We start from the raw sequence: 16378 nt of genomic DNA on the forward strand, positions 1-16378 counted from the left end.
TTCACGCGGATTTATCCACTTCCCCTTTCGAGGATCTGGCCTGACGGGCCGGATAAGATATGTTAAACAGTATATTCATCATAATTTGCCTGATCGCTGTCAGTGCGTTCTTCTCGATATCTGAGATTTCACTTGCCGCATCACGCAAAATTAAACTGAAACTCCTTGCCGATGAAGGCAACATCAACGCTCAGCGTGTTCTAAAAATGCAGGAAAGCCCCGGTATGTTCTTTACCGTGGTGCAAATTGGTCTTAACGCCGTCGCCATTCTCGGCGGTATCGTCGGCGACGCGGCATTCTCCCCCGCTTTCCACTCTCTGTTCTCCCAATATATGTCTCCGGAACTCTCCGAGCAGTTGAGCTTCATCCTCTCCTTCTCGCTAGTCACCGGCCTGTTTATCCTGTTTGCCGATTTAACTCCGAAACGCATCGGTATGGTGGCGCCTGAAGTTGTGGCTCTGCGTATCATCAACCCGATGCGCTTCTGTCTGTTCGTCTTCCGCCCGCTGGTCTGGTTCTTCAACGGTATGGCCAACATCATCTTCCGCATCTTCAAGCTGCCGATGGAGCGTAAAGACGATCTGACCTCCGACGATATTTATGCGGTGTTTGAAGCCGGGGCGCTGTCTGGCGTGCTGCGTAAGCAAGAACATGAACTGATTGAAAACGTGTTCGAACTGGAATCCCGTACCGTGCCGTCCTCTATGACGCCGCGTGAAAATGTTATCTGGTTCGATCTACACGAAGATGAGCAGAGCCTGAAAAACAAGGTCGCCGAGCACCCGCATTCCAAATTCCTGGTGTGTAACGAGGATATCGACCACATCATTGGCTACGTCGATTCGAAAGACCTGCTGAACCGCGTGCTGGCGAATCAGAGCATGGCGCTGAACAGCGGCGTGCAGATCCGTAATACGCTGATTGTTCCGGACACCCTGACCCTGTCTGAAGCGCTGGAAAGCTTCAAAGCGGCCGGTGAAGACTTCGCGGTCATCATGAACGAATATGCGCTGGTGGTGGGGATTATCACCCTCAACGACGTAATGACGACCCTGATGGGCGACCTGGTCGGCCAAGGGCTGGAAGAGCAGATTGTTGCGCGTGACGAGAACTCATGGCTGATTGACGGCGGTACGCCGATTGATGACGTGATGCGCGTACTGGATATCGATGATTTCCCGCAGTCGGACAACTACGAAACCATCGGCGGCTTTATGATGTTTATGCTGCGTAAGATCCCGAAACGCACTGATTCGGTGAAGTTCTCTGGCTATAAGTTTGAGGTGGTGGATATCGATAACTACCGCATCGATCAGCTGCTGGTGACGCGCATCGACAATAAGCCAACGGTTCTGGTACCCAAACAGGCTGACATGATGGAAAGCGAGCAAAGCAACGCTTAAACCAGGTATTGTGCCTCGCTACAAACATCAACGGCTCCCTTTGGGAGCCGTTTTAAATTCTGCCGCATCGCGCGTCGTTTACGCCATTTCGGTCTGCAAACGTAACACCTGGCGGTTCACTTCAGACATCACAGATAGGTGCTGCTTGTCTCTAATTTTAGGGATGAGAATTTTCCCTTTATCAAATTCAAAAGCGCCAACGTCCTTGATATACAACCGTCCACGAAACAGGGTCTTCACATACTTGGCTACCTGAAACGGATTGTAGCGTTGGAAAATTTTCATTTTAATCTCCTGCGAGTACTACGCCCTAGTTGATCCACATTTGGCTTCAACGCTCCGGGGCGCAAAGTTAAATACTCGTTAACTATAGTCCATAAAAACTAAGGGCCTCCATCATAGGGGGCCTTATTTACCAATTTATTACAATATTTCAGAACTTTCTTTTCAACCATACGATGAAGACAGTATAAGGCTTCATTTTTACGAGATTGTGTGCGGTCCTCCACAAACTGGCACCGTCTTTGCGGGAAAAGTCTATAAATCGCACTTATGATTAAAACTATCGACCAAGTGGTCGGATCACCTGCTAATAAAAAGGAAAAACCATGACTCTACGTACGCTTCTGGCGGTTTCATGCCTGTTAATGCCGTTAATGGCAACCGCACATAACTTCACAAATGGACAACGCGTCGCCCCCGTCGGTGTCGCTGATCGAGGCGAATTGATTCTCGATAATGATAAGTTTAGCTACAAAAACTGGAATAGCGCGCAGCTGCCTGGAAAAGTGCGGGTGGTGCAACATATTGCCGGACGCTCATCCGCCAAAGAGAAAAATGCCGCACTGGTCGAAGCGATTAAGTCCGCGGGCCTGCCGCACGATCGTTATCAGACCACCACCATCGTCAACACCGATGATGCTATACCGGGCACATCAATGTTTGTTCGTAGCAGCATTGAGAGCAATAAGAAGCTCTTCCCATGGTCGCAGTTTGTAGTCGATAGCGATGGTCTGGTGCGTAAAGCCTGGCAGCTTGATGAAAGCAGCTCGGCCATTGTGGTGCTGGATAAAGAGGGGCGCATCCAGTGGTCAAAAGACGGCGAACTGACCGCCGGAGAAGTGCAGCAAGTGGTCGCCCTGCTGCATAAGCTGCTGAGTTAATTATTCGATAAATACGACATGTCGTGGCGGGATAGCAGCAGATCGTTCACCTGCTGCTATCTACGAACGCGTTAGAAAATAGTCACCCGGAAACCCGGGTTAAGGAACGATTCGCGCGGGGTGTAATCCAGCGTTTTGCCCTGCCAGTCGTTGACGTGTGCGCCAGCGGCGGCAGCCACCGCATGACCGGCGGCGGTATCCCAGATGTTGGTCGGCCCAAAACGCGGGTACAGCTGAGCCTCACCTTCCGCCACCAGACAGAACTTCAGCGATGACCCAATAGACGCCGTCAGGTGCTCACCTATTTGTTGCAGATACTCTTTGAGCTCATCATCATTGGCGTAGTGTGAGCGGCTCACCACCACCTTCGGCGGGTTAGCGTCCCGCACCTGAATCGGTTTACGCACGCCGCACTCTTCCTTCCACGCTTTGCCGTTGGCCGCGCTGTACATCACCTTCAGTACCGGCGCATACACCACGCCCAGCACCGCTTTGCCATTTTCAATCAGCGCGATATTGACGGTGAATTCGCCGTTACGTTTGATGAATTCCTTGGTGCCATCCAGCGGGTCCACCAGCCAGTAGCGCTGCCAGTGCTGGCGAACATCCCAGCCCGGAGGGTCTTCTTCTGACAGAATGGGGATTTCTGGCGTCATCGCCTTCAGACCGTTAACAATCACATGGTGGGCCGCAATATCGGCCGCCGTGACCGGGGAATCATCTTTCTTGCTGGCAACGTCTAACGGCTGTTTACCATCGTACACCTGCATGATGGCATCGCCCGCGTCGCGCGCAAGCTGACTGACTTGTTCTAACATTTTCCACCTCGTTAAGATTACAGTGGCGTTAACTTATTGTTTTACTTATATCGCATCGTCGTTAATTCCGCTATGCCCTAAATAATTCGAGTTGCAGGAAGGCGGCAAGCGAGAGAATCCCGATGAGCTTACTCAGGTAAGTGATTCGGGTGAACGAACGCAGCCAACGCACCTGCTGCTTTAAGTATGACGGGCATATGCCCATCATTGTTCCAGATAACTGTGAACCGCTACCGATTTCGCGTCATGTTTTTCTGGCATGATTCACACCTTCGTAAGTAACAGAAAACAAATACATTTAAATCTGTGTCTTAGATCTAAAAAAGGATGCCTCTGATGATCAAGTTTAGCGCAACGCTCCTGGCTACGCTGATTGCCGCCAGCGTCAATGCGGCAACGGTGGATCTCCGCGTAATGGAAACCACCGATCTACATAGCAATATGATGGATTTTGATTACTACAAAGATACCGCCACCGAGAAGTTTGGCCTGGTGCGTACGGCAAGTCTGATTAACGCCGCACGTAACGAGGTGAAAAACAGCGTGCTGGTCGATAACGGCGACGTGATTCAGGGCAGCCCGCTCGGTGACTATATGGCGGCGAAAGGTCTGAAACAGGGCGATATCCATCCGGTCTACAAGGCAATGAACCTGCTCGATTACGCGGTAGGCAACCTCGGTAACCACGAATTCAACTACGGGCTGGACTATCTGCACAAAGCGCTGGCCGGGGCGAAATTCCCGTACGTTAACGCCAATATCATCGACGTTAAGACTAAAAAGCCGCTGTTTACCCCGTACCTGATTAAAGAGACCGAAGTGGTCGATAAAGACGGCAGCAAGCACCAGCTCAAAATCGGCTATATCGGTTTTGTGCCGCCGCAGATTATGACGTGGGATAAAGCGAATCTGACCGGCAAGGTGACGGTCAACGACATCACCGAAACGGCACGTAAATATGTGCCGGAGATGCGCGCCAACGGCGCTGACGTGGTGGTGGTGATTGCCCACTCCGGCCTTTCTGCCGACCCTTACCAGGCGATGGCCGAAAACTCGGTTTACTACTTAAGCCAGGTCCCAGGCGTTGACGCCATTATGTTTGGCCACGCTCATGCGGTCTTCCCGGGTAAAGATTTTGCCAATATTAAAGGCGCGGATATTGCCAAAGGCACGCTCAATGGCATTCCTGCGGTGATGCCAGGCATGTGGGGCGATCACCTTGGCGTTGTTGATCTGGTGCTCAACAACGATAGCGGCAAATGGCAGGTCACCTCCGCCCAGGCTCAGGCGCGGCCGATTTACGATGCGGCAGCGAAAAAATCGCTGGCGGCGGAAGACAGCAAACTGGTTGATGCCCTAAAGGCCGATCACGACGCGACGCGTGAATTTGTCAGCAAGCCTATCGGTAAGTCCTCCGACAATATGTACAGTTTCCTGTCGCTGGTGCAGGACGACCCGACGGTTCAGGTGGTTAACATGGCGCAGAAAGCCTACGTTGAACACTATATTCAGGGTGACCCGGACCTGGCGAAACTGCCGGTGCTTTCCGCCGCCGCACCGTTTAAAGTCGGTGGCCGTAAGAATGACCCGGCAAGCTTTGTCGAAGTCGAAAAAGGTCAACTTACCTTCCGTAATGCCGCCGATCTCTATCTCTACCCGAACACGCTGGTCGTGGTTAAAGCCAGCGGCAAAGAGGTAAAAGAGTGGCTTGAGTGCTCCGCCGGGCAGTTTAACCAGATTGATGTCCACAGCAGCAAGCCACAGTCGCTGATTAACTGGGACGGTTTCCGCACCTATAACTTCGACGTTATTGATGGCGTAAACTATCAGGTGGATATTACCCAGCCGGCGCGCTACGACGGCGAATGCCAGAGCATTAACCCGAAATCAGAGCGCATTAAAAATCTGACCTTCAACGGCAAACCTATCGACCCGAACGCCACCTTCCTCGTCGCTACCAACAACTACCGCGCCTACGGCGGCAAGTTTGCGGGCACCGGGGATAACCATATCGCCTTTGCCTCACCGGACGAGAACCGTTCCGTGCTGGCGGCATGGATAAGCGCCGAGTCGAAGAAAGCCGGTGAAATTCACCCGGCGGCAGATAACAACTGGCGCCTGGCCCCTATCCACAGCGACACCAAGCTGGATATCCGCTTTGAAACGTCACCGTCAGAAAAAGCGGCGGCGTTTATCAAAGAGAAAGCGCAGTATCCGATGAAACAGGTGGCGACCGATGATATTGGCTTTGCTATCTATCAGGTGGATTTGAGCAAGTAATCGTCATACCGGAGAGCGCATCGCTTCTCCGGATTATCACTGGCCGGGTCCTGTGACCCGGCCAATTTTTTACGCCGACGCGGGAATTTCACCCTCTTCTACCGCCGGGTGATTTGCCATGACTTCAGGCAAATTAACCTCAATCCAGTCGGCCAGCGCCGCCACCTTCTCACTCACCGCCTCGCCCATCGGCGTCAGGCTATACTCAACGTGCGGCGGAACCACCGGGTAGGAGATACGGTTAATAAAACCGTCCTGCTCCAGCGCCTGTAGCGACTGGGCGAGCATTTTCTCGCTGACGCCGCCCATCTTACGGCGCAGGTCGCTAAAACGGTGGGTCCCTTCGCGCAGCGCCACCAGAATCAATACTCCCCAACGGCTGGTCACGTGTTTAAGCACGTCCCGCGAGGGGCAGCTTTCGGCAAACAGATTGCCGTTACGCAGCTTTTGCGTCAGCGTCGGTTTTAATTCTTTCATACTTACCTTTTTGTACGTACTTACTAAAAGTTAGTTATGGTGTTAGCTTACCACAACACCATACGAACACGAAGGAGAATACCCATGATCGCGATTACCGGAGCCACCGGCCAGCTTGGCCAGCACGTTGTTGCTAACCTGCTTAAGACTACCGCGGCAGACCAGCTGATTGCCGTTGTGCGTAACCCGGCGAAAGCCGAAGCGCTGAGCCAGCAAGGCGTGAACGTACGTCAGGCTGACTATGGCGATGAAGCCGCGCTGACCAAAGCGCTGCAGGGCGTGGATAAGCTGCTGATTATCTCCTCCAGCGAAGTCGGTCAGCGTGCGCCGCAGCACCGCAACATCATCCAGGCCGCAGCCGCTGCGGGCGTGAAATTCATTGCCTACACCAGCCTGCTGCACGCCGATACATCACCGCTGGGCCTGGCGGACGAACATATTGCTACCGAAAAAATGCTCGCCGATTCAGGCATCCCTTATGCGCTGCTGCGTAACGGCTGGTATACCGAAAACTATCTGGCCAGCGCACCACCGGCGCTGGAGCACGGCGTCTTTATCGGCGCTGCCGGTGAAGGCAAAATTGCCTCCGCAACCCGCGCCGACTACGCCGCTGCTGCCGCGCGCGTGATTAGCGAAGAAGGGCATGCCGGGAAAGTCTACGAACTGGCGGGCGATAACGGCTGGACGCTGAGCGAGCTGGCGGCCGAACTGGCTAAGCAGAGCGGGAAAAAAGTGATCTATCAGAACCTGAGCGAAGCGGATTTTGCCGCAGCGCTGAAAAGCGTAGGCCTGCCTGACGGGCTGGCGGATATGCTGGCCGATTCCGACGTTGGCGCATCCAAAGGCGGTCTGTTCGATGATAGCCATACTCTGAGTAAACTGATTGGCCGCCCAACCACTGCGCTTGCCGACAGCGTCAAAGGCATTCTGTAAGCGTTAAAAATCGGTTAAATGTGGTAGCGCCTCCGCGGGCCATCTCTGATAATAAAAAGATGGCCCAGGGGGAAATATCACGTGCAAGGCGTACCGGAACAGTTTAACGACGAGAAAGACAGCGCGCGCTTTCGCCATCTGGCGCAGGTGCCGGGCGTTGAGCTGTATCATGCGCATATCTCGCGCTACGCTTTCGAACCGCACACCCACGAAGCGTTTGGCATCGGCGTGATTGAAGCCGGGGCCGAGCGTTTTCGCTATCGCGGCAGTCAGTATGTCGCCCCCGTCCACTCCGTTGTCACCATGAATCCCGACGAGCTGCACACCGGTGAGGCCGAAACCGCCGACGGCTGGCGCTATCGGATGATCTATCTGGAGCCGCAGCTGCTTGAAGAGGTCACCGGCATCCGCCACTGGTGGTTTGCTGATGTTACCCGCCACGACCCGCTGCGTTCACAGATGATTGGCCGCCAGATCCACGCGCTCTGGCACACCGACGATCCGCTAGCGCAGAAAGGGCTGCTGCTGGATATGATCGACACCTTCCAGCCGCTGGCCTGCCACGCACCGGTGCTACCGGAAGCGGCCCACCGCTTTGCCCGCGTGCGAGAGTACCTGTACGACAACTACATGCACTCCATTACCCTCGATGAACTGGCAAACGTCGCGGCCCTCAGCCCATGGCACTTCCAACGGCAGTTCAAGGCGCATTTCCACGTCACTCCGCATCAGATGCTGATGGCGGTACGTCTATGGCGGGCAAAGGAATTTCTCACCTACGGCATGCCCGCCGCCGAAGTGGCTGCCGCCACCGGGCTGACCGATCAGTCTCACCTGACCCGCGCCTTCACCCAGCGCTATGGCATTACCCCTGTGCGCTACCAAAAACAGGTTGTTCGTCGCTAATCAGCAATCTCATACAATACTCAACGCATTTCCCTTCCTACACTTTGCCCATGATAAATCGATTGGGATCGGATGATGATTAGCGGTGTGCTGTACGCCCTGTTAGCGGGTTTAATGTGGGGGTTGATTTTTGTCGGGCCGCTTATCGTGCCGGATTACCCGGCGGTGCTGCAGTCGATGGGACGCTATCTGGCGCTGGGGCTGATTGCCCTGCCGCTCGCATGGCTGGGGCGCGCGCGTCTGCGCCAGTTGAGTCGTCAGGATTGGTGGACCGCGCTGGCGCTGACGATGGTGGGTAACGTGGTCTATTACATCTGCCTTGCCAGCGCCATTCAGCGCACCGGCGCGCCAGTCTCGACGATGATCATTGCCACGCTGCCGGTGGTGATCCCGATTTTTGCCAACCTGCTTTACAGCCAGCGTGATGGAAAGCTGTCGTGGATGCGGCTCATGCCTGCACTGGTGCTGATTGGCATCGGCCTGATGTGCGTTAACATTGCCGAGCTGCGTCAGGGATTGCCGGATTTCAGCGGCTGGCGCTATGGCTCAGGTATTGCACTCGCGTCTGTGTCGGTAGTGTGCTGGGCATGGTATGCGCTGCGCAATGCCCGCTGGCTGCGGGAGAACCCGGATAAACCACCGTTAATGTGGGCAACCGCCCAGGCGCTGGTGACGCTGCCGGTCTCACTGGTGGGTTACGTCGCGGCCTGTCTCTGGCTGCACCTGCAGACACCTGATTTTGCACTGCCCTTCGGCCCGCGTCCTGCCGTGTTTATCGGTTTGATGATTGCTATCGCCGTGCTGTGTTCGTGGGTCGGCGCGCTGTGCTGGAACGTGGCGAGCCAAAGGCTACCGACGGTGATCCTCGGGCCATTGATTGTCTTTGAAACGTTGGCGGGGCTGCTGTACACCTTCCTGCTGCGCCAGGAAATGCCGCCGATGCTGACGCTGAGTGGCATTACGTTGCTGGTGACAGGGGTGGTGATCGCGGTACGGTCGAAACCGCAGAAACCGGCGGTGGTGCCGGTTTCTGAGGCCTGATACTTAGAAGGTTTCCCAGTTCGCTTCGTTGTGTGCAGCCACTTTGGCCGACGGAGCACGCGTTTTTTTCACCGGGGCTTTCTGCACCTGCTGCTGACGGGTAATTCGGAATACCGCCACCGTTTCGTTCAGACGAGCCGCCTGCTCTTCCAGCGCGGCAGCGGCCGTTGCCGACTCCTCCACCAGCGAGGCGTTCTGCTGCGTCACACGGTCCATCTCGGCTACCGCCTGACCGACCTGGTCGATACCACGGCTCTGCTCATCAGAGGCCGAGGCGATCTCCCCCATAATGTCGCTTACGCGGGTCACGGCGTTGACGATCTCAGCCATCGTTTCACCGGCCTCATGCACCAGCGCGGAACCCGCGCTAACGCGGTTGCCCGAGTCATCAATCAGCCCTTTAATCTCTTTCGCCGCCTGCGCGCTACGCTGCGCCAGCGTACGCACTTCCCCGGCGACCACGGCAAATCCACGCCCTTGTTCACCGGCACGAGCGGCTTCTACCGCGGCGTTCAACGCCAGAATATTGGTCTGGAAAGCGATGCCGTCAATGACGTTGGTGATCTGCGCAATTTTGCTGGAACTGGCGGCGATTTCATCCATCGTCCGCACCACGCCATCGACGACATTACCGCCTTTCTGCGCGGTCTCAGACGCGTTCTGCGCCAACTGAGTCGCCTGGCGGGCGTTATCGGCGTTCTGCTTCACGGTCGCGGTCAACTGTTCCATGCTGGCCGCCGTCTCTTCCAGCGATGCCGCCTGTTGCTCGGTACGCGATGAAAGATCGTTGCTGCCGGCAGAGATTTCGCCCGCGCCGGTATAGATAGTGTCAGCGCCTTCACGCACCACGCCAACGGTTTTGGCCAGCGACTGCTGCATATCATTGACGTTACGCGCCAGCAGCGCCATTTCGTTGCTGCCCTCGGTATTGATGTTGTTGGTCAGGTCGCCTTCCGCAATATGGCGAATATGCTCCATCACCCCATGTAAAGGCTTGAGCAGCACGCGCTGCATCGCGACCCAACTCACTACGATCACCGCCACGACCAGCAGCATAATCGCCGCCAGCGTCCACAGTATACGGATATAGTCGTTCTCGTTTTGTTGAATGCCGGCGTTAGTCAGTGACGCCTGCGCGGCACGCCAATCCTGATAAACGGCCTGCATCGCCTGCTGTTTCTGTTCGGCGTTTTGTTTGAACATCTCGTCCAGCTTGCCTTCCGCCAGCAGTTCATTCATTCGCGCAAGCGTCGCCGAGTAGATGCCGTACTGCTTCTCAAGGCTGTCCGACAGACTCCCATCCATCCCCGGGGTCTCCGGCAACGCATCGTATTTGTCATAGTGACGCTTCGCATCGGCCAGAAGATTGTTGGCGGTATCCACCAGCGATTTCAGTTCGCCGCCGTTGGTGCTGCTCGCCATCGTGCCTTGCAGACGCAACATGCCGCGGTTCAGGGTAACTCGAGCCTGGTTTAAGCTTATCCACGCGTCGGTAAACTCCGCCACGTTCTGACTGGAAAGCTGGGAAACGGTAAAGTTTTGCTTGTCGTTATTGAGCGCGCGTACGAATACGCCCGCGGAGATAAGCTGCATCGCGCCCAGCGCGAACAGCACGATAATCAGTACGGTAATGACTTTTATTCGTTTGAACATCATTTGCCTTTCTAGTGCAGGTGGTCTTGAAGTCTCACTATCGGCAGCGCGGCGGGGTTATTTAATCGATTCAGGTCCTACCAGAGTCATTCTTAATAAGATTCAGCACCTTAAAAGAAAATAAATTTTTGTGACAGCTATCACGCAAATCCTCTCCCTCGAAAGGGGTATATCTTCGCCATAAAGATGCATTTAAAATACATCTTATATTATTGATGACGAGGTAACTGCTATGGCCTTCCGCGACCAACCATTAGGCGAGCTGGCGCTCTCCATCCCACGCGCATCCGCGCTGTTCCGTAAATATGATATGGACTACTGCTGCGGCGGTAAGCAGACGCTCGCGCGTGCGGCGAGCAGAAAAGAGCTGGATGTTGCGGTGATTGAAGCAGAGCTGGCGAAGCTGGCAGAAGAGCCGGTTGAGAAAGATTGGCGCGTAGCTCCGCTGGCGGAAATCATTGACCATATCGTAGTGCGTTATCATGACCGTCACCGCGAGCAGCTGCCGGAGTTGATTCTGCAGGCAACCAAAGTCGAACGCGTTCACGCCGACAAACCGAACGTGCCAAAAGGTCTGGCGAAATACCTGACCATGCTGCACCAGGAACTGTCCAGCCACATGATGAAAGAGGAGCAGATCCTGTTCCCGATGATCAAGCAAGGTATGGGCAGCCAGGCAATGGGGCCAATCAGCGTGATGGAAAGCGAGCACGATGAAGCGGGTGAACTGCTGGAAGTGATTAAGCACACCACCCAAAACGTCACCATTCCACCGGAAGCCTGCACCACCTGGAAGGCGATGTACAACGGCATTAATGAAATGATTGACGATCTGATGGAGCACATCAGCCTCGAAAATAACGTCCTGTTCCCACGCGCGCTCGCCGGGGAATAAGTTCGCTGTCCGCCTCCAGCCCGGAGGCGGATGTTTTACAGCAGACCTTTCTGGCGGAACGTTTCCCGCGTCGCCACGTTGAGATCCATACCGGCTAAGGCTTCCGGTTTGACCCACGCAATCTCCTGAAACTCTTCATTAAATGTCACATCGCGATTGGCGCTTACGCAGTCAAAGATGAGATAAATAATATAGATCTGTTCCGTCGTCCCATCCGCATAAGTTTTCACCCGCACGTCGTCGCGAAAAGCCCACGGCTTCACTTCGGTAATATTCAGCGCATCGCCCAGCTCTTCACTGATTTCACGTCGCAGCGCCTGCTCCATGGTTTCGCCGGGTTCCATACCGCCGCCGGACAGCGCCCATTGGCCAGGGAAGACGCCGCGATCGTCGGCCATTTTACACAGCAGGTATTCGCCCTTGTTCTGAATTACCGGGCAGACAATTGTTCTCTGACGCATTTCATCTCCAGATGCTTTCAGGTGTGGCGGGGAAACTAACACGTTGGTCAGGAGGGTTCTACGAGACGGGACGCAAAAATAAATAAAGCGCCCCGAGGGGCGCTTTATCGAGCATACGAATGAACGCTTACTTAGCCTGCTGATTCTTACGCAGGAACATCCAGCCCAGCCCCAGCACGATGAACCAAATTGGCGTCACGATCAGCGCTTCTCGGGTATCCGCTTCCAGCGTCAGCAGCACCAGAACGAAGGCAAAGAACGCCATGCAAACCCAGCACATCACTTTGCCCCAAGGCATTTTGTACTTGGAAGACTCGTGCAGATGCGGGCGCTTCTTACGGTATACCAGGTAAGAGCACAGGATAATGGTCCAGACGAACATAAACAGAATCGCCGATACGGTGGTTATCATGGTAAACGCGGCAATTACGCTAGGGTTCACCATCAGCATCACCACGCCACCCAGCAGGCAGATACAGGAGAAGGTCAGGCCTTTCGCTGGAACCGCACGTTTGGAGAGTTTGGCAAACAGGCTTGGCGCAACGCCATCCTGTGCCAGACCGAACAGCATACGGCTGGTAGAAAACACGCCGCTGTTGGCAGACGACGTCGCGGAAGTCAGCACCACAAAGTTGATGATGCTGGCTGCGGCTGGCAGGCCAACCAGCATAAACAGCTCAACGAACGGGCTCTTATCCGGGACCACCGAGCTCCACGGTGTTACCGCCATAATGACGATCAGCGCGAAGACGTAGAACATAATGATACGAATCGGAATCGAGTTAATCGCACGCGGCAGGGATTTCTCTGGATCCTTGGTTTCAGCGGCAGTAGTACCCACCAGCTCAATCCCAACGAAGGCGAAGACCGCTATCTGGAAGCCGGCGAAGAAACCGCTAATGCCTTTCGGGAACCAGCCGCCGTCATTCCACAGGTGCGCGAACGACGCTTCGACACCGGTTGGAGATTTGAAGTGCATCAGCACCATCACCAGGCCCACGACAATCAGCGCCACGATGGCAACGATTTTGATCATCGCAAACCAGAACTCCATCTCACCAAACATCTTCACGGTGGCGAGGTTCAGGCTCAGCAGCAGGATAACCACCGCCAGCGAGGCAACCCAATCAGAGAGTCCGGGGAACCAGAACTGGGCATAGGCGGTAATCGCCACCACGTCGGCCATCCCGGTAACGACCCAGCAGAACCAGTAGGTCCAGCCGGTGAAATAGCCCGCCCACGGGCCAAGCAGATCGGCGGCAAAGTCGCTGAACGACTTATATTCCAGATTGGAAAGCAGCAGCTCGCCCATCGCGCGCATAACGAAGAAAAGCATAAAACCGATGATCATATAAACGAAAATGATCGATGGCCCAGCGAGACTGATAGTTTTCCCCGATCCCATAAACAGACCTGTCCCGATGGCGCCGCCAATCGCGATAAGTTGAATATGTCGGTTAGTGAGGTTTCGCCGTAGCGATTGTTCAGTCGGCTCCTGCTCAGAGGCAGCAGCGACTTTGATCTGATCAACCATGTGATTTCATTCCTGTTGTTTCTGTCTGTGTTGTGCGGGCTCTACTGGCCCTTTATGTCGTCAAGCAAGACGATCCTATCTATAGGATGCCTCGATATTAGGTAAGAATCGGAGGGATGAATACTATGATTTAAATATAATGTTAATTTTATGTTTAAAGTGAGTGTTATATCACCTCACCTATGGGAAACAGCTCACAAAAATACACGCAACAACGGCATTTGCAAGATTAAATCCCGGGATATATCAAACTTCAGCAGTTTGTATCCTCTCCCCGGACGGAGAGAGGATAAACGTGAAAGTTACAGGATTTCCAGTAACTCAACGTCGAAGACCAGGGTGCTGAATGGAGGAATAGAAGCCCCCGCACCGCGCTCACCGTAAGCCAGTTCATGAGGGATAGTCAGTTCCCATTTAGAACCAACCGGCATCAGAGTCAGCGCTTCAATCCAGCCTGGGATTACGCCGTTAACCGGGAATTCAGCTGGTTCGCCGCGTGCAACGGAGCTGTCGAATACGGTGCCATCAATCAGTTTACCGGTGTAGTGTACGCGAACATGGTCGGTACGCGCCGGGATAGCGCCTTCACCCTGGGTCAGAACGCGGAACTGCAGACCGGTTTCGGTGCTGTTCACGCCGTCTTTCTCACGGTTTTCTTCCAGGTATTTCACGCCATCTTCTGCCATTGAGGCAAAACGCTCGCGACGGACGGCATCTGCACGTTCGTGAATTTCACGCAGCGCACGGTGAACAACGTCTACCGGTACAGCAGGCTGTTTGCCTTCCAGCGCATCGGCAATGCCGGCAACCAGTGCTTCTGGCAGTAAACCCTGCAAACCGGACTCGCTCAGCTGCTGCCCTACCTGCAGGCCGATACCGTAGCTTGCTTGTGCTTCAATGGTGTCAAAAGTCGGGGTGGCCATCGTCTTTCCTTTCTTCGGGTATAAAGTAGCGGGCAGCATAGCAGCCACGCCGCATAGGGTAAAACTTTGTGTCAGGAAAGATGACAAATTGCCGGGAAAAAGAAACAATTAATATGACCTATGGGATATGATGAAAGGGTGCTTTACCACTTTCATCAGGCAGTTAGTTGCTAGCGAAGACACGGAGCAGGAGGAGAGCCATGCCCGGGAGATTTGAAGTGAAACCTTTGCTGGAGAAGGTCTGGCACGCGCCGGATAATCTCCGCATCCTGGACCCGCTGCCGCTTGCCCATCGTCGCGGCGTGATTATCGCCGCGCTGGTCGTGGTTATCGGTTTCCTGCTGCCTTCAGCCGATGACAGCCCGCCGACGCCGGTAAGCCGCAATGCGCAGCTGGACTTCCAGTCACAGTCGCAGTCATCCCCGCAGGCTGATACTCAGCCGCTGCATGCCCAGCTGGTTACACCGTCTAACGATCTGGATCAGGTCGCGCCGGTCGAGCCAGAGCCGGTGCAGGAAGAACAGCCGACCGAACAGGCCGCGCCATCGCGTCCCCAACAGCAACCTTACCAGGAGAGCCGTAGCAGCAACGAATGGCGCACCTACCAGGTCGAAGCGGGGAAAACGCTGGCTCAGCTATTCCGCGATAATAATCTGCCGCCAACCGACGTTTACGCCATGGCCCAGGTTGAAGGTGCGGGAAAACCGCTCAGTACGTTGAAAAATGGTCAGAAAGTGCAGATTCGCAAGAACGCCAATGGCGTAGTGACCGGGTTAACGATTGAATCCGATAACGGACAGGTGCTGTTTACCCGTCAGGCGGACGGAAGCTTTATTCGCGCACGTTAAGTCATAAGGCTGGATGGTGGGATTCCCCCATCCAGCATCGTCCAGTAACCCAAAGCCGGGCTACCGTTTCACCTTATTCACCCACCAAATCCCCGAGCACACCAGCACCAGCGCCAGCGCATATTTCCATTCGAGAATGTTTTCGCCGAGGAAGATAGCCGACAGTACCGATCCCGAGACGGGGATCAGGAAGTTAAACGGCGCAATCATCCCCACCCGGTTATATTTGAGCAAAATACTCCACAGGGCAAAGGCCACCGAGGAGAGCAGCGTCAAATAGCCAAGAATAGCCACCGAGGAGAGACCGTGGAAGGTTAACGTCCCACCACTCAGGTATCCACCCACTACCAGCGCCAATCCCCCCAGCGCTAGCTGATAGCCTGTCATCACCGTTGGATCGACCGTCTGCGAGATACGTTTTCCATACAGCGAAGCCGCGGACAGAATGAACGCCGCCAGTACCACCGAGCCATCACCCAGCAGGCTAAAGCTAAAGTCCAGCAGACCGCTGTTGAAGTTGACCACCATCACCCCGGCAAAGCCGAGAATACAGCCCAGGGTTTTGTTATAGCTGAGTCTGTCGTTCTGGTAGATAAAGTGCGCCAGCAGCACGCTAAAGAAGGTGCCGGTGGCATTCATAATCGACCCTTTCACCCCGGTGGTGAAGGCAAGGCCGATGTAGAAGAAGATGTACTGCAGTGAGGTTTGCGTCAGCCCCAGCAGCGTCAGCTGGCCGAACTGACGTGGGCTTAGCCGGGCAATGGGCTTTCGTTGCATCATCGCCAACAGCAAAAGCAGCAGTCCGGCGAACAGGAAGCGATAGCCGGCAAAAACGACTTTGGATGGAATGTCGTCGGCGGCAATCTGGAATAGCTCATAGCCGCTTTTAATCGCAGGATAGGCACTCCCCCATAGCAGACAGCAGAAGGCAGCAGAGAGGTAAACGATGTTCTTGCGGGAAAATAGCGGATGCTGGCGGAGAGGGTCCATTCTTTCACCAAAAATTAAAATAATGTTTTAATTTTTTGATTATCGCCAAAAGG

At 54.6% G+C, this 16378-nt stretch carries 16 protein-coding genes; 8 read left to right on the plus strand and 8 right to left on the minus strand.

Annotation, left to right across the window (positions count from 1 at the left end):
• The first annotated feature begins 59 nt into the window (after window positions 1–59).
• Entirely contained in the window at window positions 60–1403 is a 1344-nt protein-coding gene (locus LZ634_RS06580) for a hemolysin family protein (protein ID WP_234503237.1), read from the plus strand.
• Between the two features lie 78 nt (window positions 1404–1481).
• On the opposite strand, the gene LZ634_RS06585 is transcribed toward LZ634_RS06580, so the two are convergent.
• Window positions 1482–1688: a DUF1107 domain-containing protein gene (locus tag LZ634_RS06585; protein WP_052282454.1), complete on the minus strand. Its 207-nt coding sequence runs from the start codon at window positions 1686–1688 to the stop codon at window positions 1482–1484.
• 323 nt (window positions 1689–2011) lie between these two features.
• On the opposite strand from LZ634_RS06585, the gene LZ634_RS06590 reads away from it, so the two are divergent.
• Window positions 2012–2566 (plus strand): YtfJ family protein, encoded by a 555-nt coding sequence (locus LZ634_RS06590; RefSeq protein WP_234503239.1) that lies wholly within the window; start codon window positions 2012–2014, stop codon window positions 2564–2566.
• A 71-nt stretch (window positions 2567–2637) separates the two neighbouring features.
• Here LZ634_RS06590 and cysQ read toward each other — a convergent pair whose 3' ends face one another.
• Window positions 2638–3384: a 3'(2'),5'-bisphosphate nucleotidase CysQ gene (gene cysQ, locus LZ634_RS06595; protein ID WP_234503241.1), complete on the minus strand. Its 747-nt coding sequence runs from the start codon at window positions 3382–3384 to the stop codon at window positions 2638–2640.
• A gap of 336 nt (window positions 3385–3720) precedes the next feature.
• Here cysQ and cpdB point away from each other — a divergent pair, with 336 nt between their 5' ends.
• Window positions 3721–5664 carry a 2',3'-cyclic-nucleotide 2'-phosphodiesterase gene (gene cpdB / locus LZ634_RS06600; protein ID WP_234503243.1) on the plus strand — a complete coding sequence of 648 codons (1944 nt, stop codon included), beginning with the start codon at window positions 3721–3723 and terminating at the stop codon, window positions 5662–5664.
• Between the two features lie 69 nt (window positions 5665–5733).
• On the opposite strand, the gene LZ634_RS06605 is transcribed toward cpdB, so the two are convergent.
• A complete protein-coding gene (locus LZ634_RS06605; RefSeq protein ID WP_234503244.1) occupies window positions 5734–6141 on the minus strand; it encodes a winged helix-turn-helix transcriptional regulator in 408 nt (135 codons plus the stop codon).
• A gap of 84 nt (window positions 6142–6225) precedes the next feature.
• Between LZ634_RS06605 and LZ634_RS06610 the strand changes: the two genes are divergently transcribed.
• From LZ634_RS06610 to LZ634_RS06620, 3 genes are all read left to right on the plus strand, one after another.
• Window positions 6226–7074 carry an SDR family oxidoreductase gene (locus LZ634_RS06610; protein WP_234503246.1) on the plus strand — a complete coding sequence of 283 codons (849 nt, stop codon included), beginning with the start codon at window positions 6226–6228 and terminating at the stop codon, window positions 7072–7074.
• A gap of 81 nt (window positions 7075–7155) precedes the next feature.
• The gene (locus LZ634_RS06615; protein ID WP_234503249.1) at window positions 7156–7980 is read left to right on the plus strand and encodes an AraC family transcriptional regulator; all 825 of its coding nucleotides are present in this window, start codon (window positions 7156–7158) and stop codon (window positions 7978–7980) included.
• Window positions 7981–8055: 75 nt separating this feature from the next.
• Window positions 8056–9021: a DMT family transporter gene (locus LZ634_RS06620; protein ID WP_234503393.1), complete on the plus strand. Its 966-nt coding sequence runs from the start codon at window positions 8056–8058 to the stop codon at window positions 9019–9021.
• Between the two features lie 3 nt (window positions 9022–9024).
• Here LZ634_RS06620 and LZ634_RS06625 read toward each other — a convergent pair whose 3' ends face one another.
• Window positions 9025–10674 carry a methyl-accepting chemotaxis protein gene (locus tag LZ634_RS06625; protein WP_234503395.1) on the minus strand — a complete coding sequence of 550 codons (1650 nt, stop codon included), beginning with the start codon at window positions 10672–10674 and terminating at the stop codon, window positions 9025–9027.
• A gap of 232 nt (window positions 10675–10906) precedes the next feature.
• Between LZ634_RS06625 and ytfE the strand changes: the two genes are divergently transcribed.
• The gene (gene ytfE / locus LZ634_RS06630) at window positions 10907–11569 is read left to right on the plus strand and encodes an iron-sulfur cluster repair protein YtfE (protein WP_234503251.1); all 663 of its coding nucleotides are present in this window, start codon (window positions 10907–10909) and stop codon (window positions 11567–11569) included.
• A gap of 35 nt (window positions 11570–11604) precedes the next feature.
• Here the strand turns inward: ytfE and nudI are convergent, their stop codons facing one another.
• From nudI to fklB, 3 genes are all read right to left on the minus strand, one after another.
• The gene (nudI, locus tag LZ634_RS06635) at window positions 11605–12030 is read right to left on the minus strand and encodes a nucleoside triphosphatase NudI (protein ID WP_234503253.1); all 426 of its coding nucleotides are present in this window, start codon (window positions 12028–12030) and stop codon (window positions 11605–11607) included.
• A 127-nt stretch (window positions 12031–12157) separates the two neighbouring features.
• Window positions 12158–13564, minus strand: a complete 1407-nt coding sequence (gene cycA, locus LZ634_RS06640; RefSeq protein WP_234503256.1) for a D-serine/D-alanine/glycine transporter — start codon at window positions 13562–13564, stop codon at window positions 12158–12160.
• A 302-nt stretch (window positions 13565–13866) separates the two neighbouring features.
• A complete protein-coding gene (gene fklB / locus LZ634_RS06645) occupies window positions 13867–14487 on the minus strand; it encodes an FKBP-type peptidyl-prolyl cis-trans isomerase (RefSeq protein ID WP_062776071.1) in 621 nt (206 codons plus the stop codon).
• Window positions 14488–14687: 200 nt separating this feature from the next.
• Between fklB and LZ634_RS06650 the strand changes: the two genes are divergently transcribed.
• Window positions 14688–15335: an OapA family protein gene (locus LZ634_RS06650; protein WP_234503259.1), complete on the plus strand. Its 648-nt coding sequence runs from the start codon at window positions 14688–14690 to the stop codon at window positions 15333–15335.
• Between the two features lie 60 nt (window positions 15336–15395).
• On the opposite strand, the gene LZ634_RS06655 is transcribed toward LZ634_RS06650, so the two are convergent.
• Window positions 15396–16325, minus strand: coding sequence for a DMT family transporter (locus tag LZ634_RS06655; RefSeq protein ID WP_234503262.1), 930 nt, complete (start codon window positions 16323–16325; stop codon window positions 15396–15398).
• Window positions 16326–16378 lie beyond the last annotated feature (53 nt).

The sequence above is a fragment of the Kluyvera intermedia genome, from assembly GCF_021440345.1.
Lineage (GTDB): Bacteria > Pseudomonadota > Gammaproteobacteria > Enterobacterales > Enterobacteriaceae > Kluyvera > Kluyvera intermedia_A.

Excerpts from the sequence above, each read along its gene's own strand:
- LZ634_RS06580 (WP_234503237.1), top strand. The coding sequence starts at position 60 with ATGTTAAACAGTATATTCATCATAATTTGCCTGATCGCTGTCAGTGCG.
- LZ634_RS06585 (WP_052282454.1), bottom strand. The coding sequence starts at position 1,688 with ATGAAAATTTTCCAACGCTACAATCCGTTTCAGGTAGCCAAGTATGTG.
- LZ634_RS06590 (WP_234503239.1), top strand. The coding sequence starts at position 2,012 with ATGACTCTACGTACGCTTCTGGCGGTTTCATGCCTGTTAATGCCGTTA.
- cysQ (WP_234503241.1), bottom strand. The coding sequence starts at position 3,384 with ATGTTAGAACAAGTCAGTCAGCTTGCGCGCGACGCGGGCGATGCCATC.
- cpdB (WP_234503243.1), top strand. The coding sequence starts at position 3,721 with ATGATCAAGTTTAGCGCAACGCTCCTGGCTACGCTGATTGCCGCCAGC.
- LZ634_RS06605 (WP_234503244.1), bottom strand. The coding sequence starts at position 6,141 with ATGAAAGAATTAAAACCGACGCTGACGCAAAAGCTGCGTAACGGCAAT.
- LZ634_RS06610 (WP_234503246.1), top strand. The coding sequence starts at position 6,226 with ATGATCGCGATTACCGGAGCCACCGGCCAGCTTGGCCAGCACGTTGTT.
- LZ634_RS06620 (WP_234503393.1), top strand. The coding sequence starts at position 8,056 with ATGATTAGCGGTGTGCTGTACGCCCTGTTAGCGGGTTTAATGTGGGGG.
- LZ634_RS06625 (WP_234503395.1), bottom strand. The coding sequence starts at position 10,674 with ATGTTCAAACGAATAAAAGTCATTACCGTACTGATTATCGTGCTGTTC.
- ytfE (WP_234503251.1), top strand. The coding sequence starts at position 10,907 with ATGGCCTTCCGCGACCAACCATTAGGCGAGCTGGCGCTCTCCATCCCA.
- nudI (WP_234503253.1), bottom strand. The coding sequence starts at position 12,030 with ATGCGTCAGAGAACAATTGTCTGCCCGGTAATTCAGAACAAGGGCGAA.
- cycA (WP_234503256.1), bottom strand. The coding sequence starts at position 13,564 with ATGGTTGATCAGATCAAAGTCGCTGCTGCCTCTGAGCAGGAGCCGACT.
- fklB (WP_062776071.1), bottom strand. The coding sequence starts at position 14,487 with ATGGCCACCCCGACTTTTGACACCATTGAAGCACAAGCAAGCTACGGT.
- LZ634_RS06650 (WP_234503259.1), top strand. The coding sequence starts at position 14,688 with ATGCCCGGGAGATTTGAAGTGAAACCTTTGCTGGAGAAGGTCTGGCAC.
- LZ634_RS06655 (WP_234503262.1), bottom strand. The coding sequence starts at position 16,325 with ATGGACCCTCTCCGCCAGCATCCGCTATTTTCCCGCAAGAACATCGTT.